A 5,451-nucleotide genomic window follows, 5' to 3' on the forward strand; every position below is an offset into this window, starting at 1 on the left:
TTTATGTTAAATAAAGTTGCGTAGTGAGGTGTAAGTTTCTATCTTTGCCCCACTGAAAAACGAAAGACATTCAGTAAGCGCAGAAGAGCCTTTAGATAGGTAAAAACATTAGATACTTCAAAAAGAAACAGGCGAAAAAAACTTCAAAACTTTTCATAAAAAAAGTTGCCGGTTAAAAAAGAGTTTGTATCTTTGCAGTCCCAATTACAGGGAGCGCAGGAGTAGATGGCTTAGGGTTTGGAAAAGAGATTAAGGTTGCTTAAAAAACTTTAAAATTTTCTTTAAAAACATTTGGTCATTAAGAAATAAAGTTTTACTTTTGCACTCGCAAATACGGAGCGACACTGACAGAGAGATTGCTTCGTTGAAAAGCGGAAGATATAAAGATCATTGACATACAATATAACAACCAAGTAAGGAAAAACTAAAGCGTTAAGAAACTTTGAGTGAGTCAGACAAACATACAATGGAGAGTTTGATCCTGGCTCAGGATGAACGCTAGCGGGAGGCCTAACACATGCAAGCCGAGCGGTAGAGATTCTTCGGAATCTTGAGAGCGGCGTACGGGTGCGGAACACGTGTGCAACCTGCCTTTATCTGGGGGATAGCCTTTCGAAAGGGAGATTAATACCCCATAATATATTTATCGGCATCGATGAATATTGAAAACTCCGGTGGATAGAGATGGGCACGCGCAAGATTAGATAGTTGGTGAGGTAACGGCTCACCAAGTCTGCGATCTTTAGGGGGCCTGAGAGGGTGATCCCCCACACTGGTACTGAGACACGGACCAGACTCCTACGGGAGGCAGCAGTGAGGAATATTGGACAATGGGTGAGAGCCTGATCCAGCCATCCCGCGTGAAGGACGACGGCCCTATGGGTTGTAAACTTCTTTTGTATAGGGATAAACCTACTCTCGTGAGAGTAGCTGAAGGTACTATACGAATAAGCACCGGCTAACTCCGTGCCAGCAGCCGCGGTAATACGGAGGGTGCAAGCGTTATCCGGATTTATTGGGTTTAAAGGGTCCGTAGGCGGATCTGTAAGTCAGTGGTGAAATCTCACAGCTTAACTGTGAAACTGCCATTGATACTGCAGGTCTTGAGTGTTGTTGAAGTAGCTGGAATAAGTAGTGTAGCGGTGAAATGCATAGATATTACTTAGAACACCAATTGCGAAGGCAGGTTACTAAGCAACAACTGACGCTGATGGACGAAAGCGTGGGGAGCGAACAGGATTAGATACCCTGGTAGTCCACGCCGTAAACGATGCTAACTCGTTTTTGGGTTTTCGGATTCAGAGACTAAGCGAAAGTGATAAGTTAGCCACCTGGGGAGTACGTTCGCAAGAATGAAACTCAAAGGAATTGACGGGGGCCCGCACAAGCGGTGGATTATGTGGTTTAATTCGATGATACGCGAGGAACCTTACCAAGGCTTAAATGGGAAATGACAGGTTTAGAAATAGACTTTTCTTCGGACATTTTTCAAGGTGCTGCATGGTTGTCGTCAGCTCGTGCCGTGAGGTGTTAGGTTAAGTCCTGCAACGAGCGCAACCCCTGTCACTAGTTGCCATCATTAAGTTGGGGACTCTAGTGAGACTGCCTACGCAAGTAGAGAGGAAGGTGGGGATGACGTCAAATCATCACGGCCCTTACGCCTTGGGCCACACACGTAATACAATGGCCGGTACAGAGGGCAGCTACACAGCGATGTGATGCAAATCTCGAAAGCCGGTCTCAGTTCGGATTGGAGTCTGCAACTCGACTCTATGAAGCTGGAATCGCTAGTAATCGCGCATCAGCCATGGCGCGGTGAATACGTTCCCGGGCCTTGTACACACCGCCCGTCAAGCCATGGAAGTCTGGGGTACCTGAAGTCGGTGACCGTAACAGGAGCTGCCTAGGGTAAAACAGGTAACTAGGGCTAAGTCGTAACAAGGTAGCCGTACCGGAAGGTGCGGCTGGAACATCTCATTTTAGAGCGTCGTTAGACGATAAAAAAAATAGTATCGATAGATACAGAACTTACTTAAAGTTCAAGCTTTAGTTTTTTATTTGGTTGATATATAAAAATACAAAACCCACTAGAAATTAGTATAGGGAAGAGATACAAGAGCCCAGAGCCAAGAACCAAGACGAATGAAAGTCTTGTATCTAGCATCTAGGATCTATAAGTCTAAACAGACAGTCTCGTAGCTCAGCTGGTTAGAGCGCTACACTGATAATGTAGAGGTCGGCAGTTCGAGCCTGCCCGAGACTACTAATTGAAAAAGACGGGAAGATAAAAGAGCCAAGAGCCAAGACTAGCAAGTAAAAAGTCTTGAATCTAGCATCTTGAGTCTCTTAGTCTACTAGCGGGGAATTAGCTCAGCTGGCTAGAGCGCCTGCCTTGCACGCAGGAGGTCAAGGGTTCGACTCCCTTATTCTCCACAGTTTTGGAAGACTGATTTAAAAGTTACGGATGGAGCCAAAAACAACATCTGTTCATCAGTTTGAAGAAAAGAATTTAAGATCATTGACATTAACGGTAAAGACATCACAAAGAGATAACCGAGCACTTTCGAGTGCCGAGTTTATAAAAATATCGATAGACGTAAGTTTATCAAAAAATACTGAACTAATTTAATATTAGGAAAGAAATCGTTAAGGGCGTATGGCGGATGCCTAGGCTTTCAGAGGCGACGAAGGACGTGGTAAGCTGCGAAAAGCTGCGGGGATTGGCACACACGAATTGATCCGCAGATGTCCGAATGGGGCAACCCGGCTGGTTGAAGACCAGTCACCTCTTATGAGGAGCAAACCCGGAGAACTGAAACATCTAAGTACCCGGAGGAAAAGAAATCGAAGAGATTCCGTAAGTAGTGGCGAGCGAAAGCGGATTAGCCCAAAAGCTAATTTATGTTTAATAGAATGTTCTGGAAAGAACAGCCATAGAGGGTGATAGCCCCGTATATGAAAGGCATATTTAAGTGATAAATGAGTAGGGCGGGACACGTGAAATCCTGTCTGAATATGGGGGGACCATCCTCCAAGGCTAAATACTCCTGAAAGACCGATAGTGAACAAGTACTGTGAAGGAAAGGTGAAAAGCACTTCGAATAGAAGGGTGAAATAGAACCTGAAACCGTACGCCTACAAGCGGTCGGAGCACCTATATGGTGTGACGGCGTGCCTTTTGCATAATGAGCCTACGAGTTAATTTTACTAGCGAGGTTAAGGTATTAAGTACCGGAGCCGGAGCGAAAGCGAGTCTGAATAGGGCGCATAGTTAGTAGGATTAGACGCGAAACCTTGTGATCTACCCATGGGCAGGTTGAAGCTCTGGTAACACAGAGTGGAGGACCGAACCGGTTGACGTTGAAAAGTCTTCGGATGACCTGTGGGTAGGGGTGAAAGGCCAATCAAACTGGGAGATAGCTCGTACTCTCCGAAATGCATTTAGGTGCAGCGTCGTATATAAGTTTATTAGAGGTAGAGCTACTGATTGGATGCGGGGGTTTCACCACCTACCAATTCCTGACAAACTCCGAATGCTAATAAATGTTCTACGGCAGTGAGGGCATGGGTGCTAAGGTCCATGTCCGAGAGGGAAAGAACCCAGACCAACAGCTAAGGTCCCCAAATATATGTTAAGTTGAAGCAACGCGGTTGGACTGCATTGACAGCTAGGATGTTGGCTTGGAAGCAGCCATTCATTTAAAGAGTGCGTAACAGCTCACTAGTCGAGCGGTCCGGCATGGATAATAATCGGGCATAAACATATTACCGAAGCTATGGATTTGTACTTTATGTACATCTGGTAGGAGAGCATTCTATTTGCGCCGAAGCAGTACTGTGAGGTATTGTGGAGCGGATAGAAAAGAAAATGTAGGCATAAGTAACGATAAAGCGGGCGAGAAACCCGCTCACCGAAAGACTAAGGTTTCCTCAGCCATGCTAATCAGCTGAGGGTTAGTCGGGACCTAACGCGAACCCGAAAGGGGTAGTGGATGGACAATGGGTTAATATTCCCATACTTGCTCACACTAAAAAGGGGACGGAGTGCCGTACTTACTGGAGACTGACGGAATAGTCAAGGCCTAGCCTTCGGGCGAAGCTGCTGTAGGGAAAGTGCTTCCAAGAAAAGCCGAAGTGAAGCAACCCGTACCAAAACCGACACAGGTAGTCGAGGAGAGAATCCTAAGGTGCTAGAGTGAATCATGGTTAAGGAACTAGGCAAAATAGTCTCGTAACTTCGGGAGAAGAGACGCCATCAGCAATGGTGGCCGCAGTAAAGAGGCCCAGGCGACTGTTTATCAAAAACACAGGACTCTGCAAAATCGAAAGATGCAGTATAGGGTCTGACACCTGCCCGGTGCTGGAAGGTTAAGGAAGGTGCTTAGGGTTAAACCGAAGGCATTGACTGAAGCCCCAGTAAACGGCGGCCGTAACTATAACGGTCCTAAGGTAGCGAAATTCCTTGTCGGGTAAGTTCCGACCTGCACGAATGGTGTAACGATCTGGGCACTGTCTCAACCATGAGCTCTGTGAAATTGTAGTCTCGGTGAAGATGCCGAGTACCCGCAATGGGACGAAAAGACCCTGTGAACCTTTACTATAACTTCGTATTGACTTTGAGTAAGTAATGTGTAGGATAGGTGGGAGGCTTTGAAGCAGGCACGCTAGTGTTTGTGGAGCCAACGTTGAAATACCACCCTTTACTTACTTGGAGCCTAACTTCTTAAGGGAAGGACATTGCGTGGTGGGTAGTTTGACTGGGGTGGTCGCCTCCAAAAGAGTAACGGAGGCTTTCAAAGGTACCCTCAGCACGCTTGGTAACCGTGCGTAGAGTGTAATGGCATAAGGGTGCTTGACTGTGAGACCTACAAGTCGATCAGGTGCGAAAGCAGGACATAGTGATCCGGTGGTTCCGTATGGAAGGGCCATCGCTCATAGGATAAAAGGTACTCCGGGGATAACAGGCTAGTCTCCCCCAAGAGCTCACATCGACGGGGAGGTTCGGCACCTCGATGTCGGCTCGTCACATCCTGGGGCTGGAGAAGGTCCCAAGGGTTGGGCTGTTCGCCCATTAAAGTGGCACGCGAGCTGGGTTCAGAACGTCGTGAGACAGTTCGGTCTCTATCTATTGCGGGCGTTAGATGTTTGAGAGGGCTTGATTCTAGTACGAGAGGACCGAATTGAACAAACCTCTGGTGTATCAGTTGTACCGCCAGGTGCACTGCTGAGTAGCTACGTTTGGAAGAGATAAGCACTGAAAGCATATAAGTGCGAAACTCGCCTCAAGATGAGACATCTTTTAAGGGTCGTGGGAGATGACCACGTTGATAGGCTATAGGTGTAAAGACAGTAATGTCATAGCCGAGTAGTACTAATTACCCGTAGATTTATAGCCTGATATGGCGCACGAAAGTGCAGCAAGGTTAGCTCTTTGTGAAAGTTTTTATCGAT

Annotated in this window: 2 tRNA genes and 2 rRNA genes; all 4 read left to right on the forward strand. The window is 46.7% G+C overall.

From position 1 onward, the window contains the following. Positions 1-463 precede the first annotated feature (463 nt). A 16S ribosomal RNA gene (locus CQ046_RS23235) occupies positions 464-1,980 on the forward strand. 209 nt (positions 1,981-2,189) lie between these two features. Further along, positions 2,190-2,263, forward strand: a tRNA-Ile gene (locus CQ046_RS23240). Positions 2,264-2,359: 96 nt separating this feature from the next. Next, positions 2,360-2,433 (forward strand) — tRNA-Ala (locus CQ046_RS23245). Between the two features lie 203 nt (positions 2,434-2,636). Next, a 23S ribosomal RNA gene (locus tag CQ046_RS23250) occupies positions 2,637-5,395 on the forward strand. The 16S and 23S rRNA genes sit together here with 2 tRNA genes alongside, the layout of an rRNA operon. Positions 5,396-5,451 lie beyond the last annotated feature (56 nt).

This window comes from Chryseobacterium sp. MYb7, assembly GCF_002979455.1.
Taxonomy (GTDB): Bacteria; Bacteroidota; Bacteroidia; order Flavobacteriales; family Weeksellaceae; genus Chryseobacterium.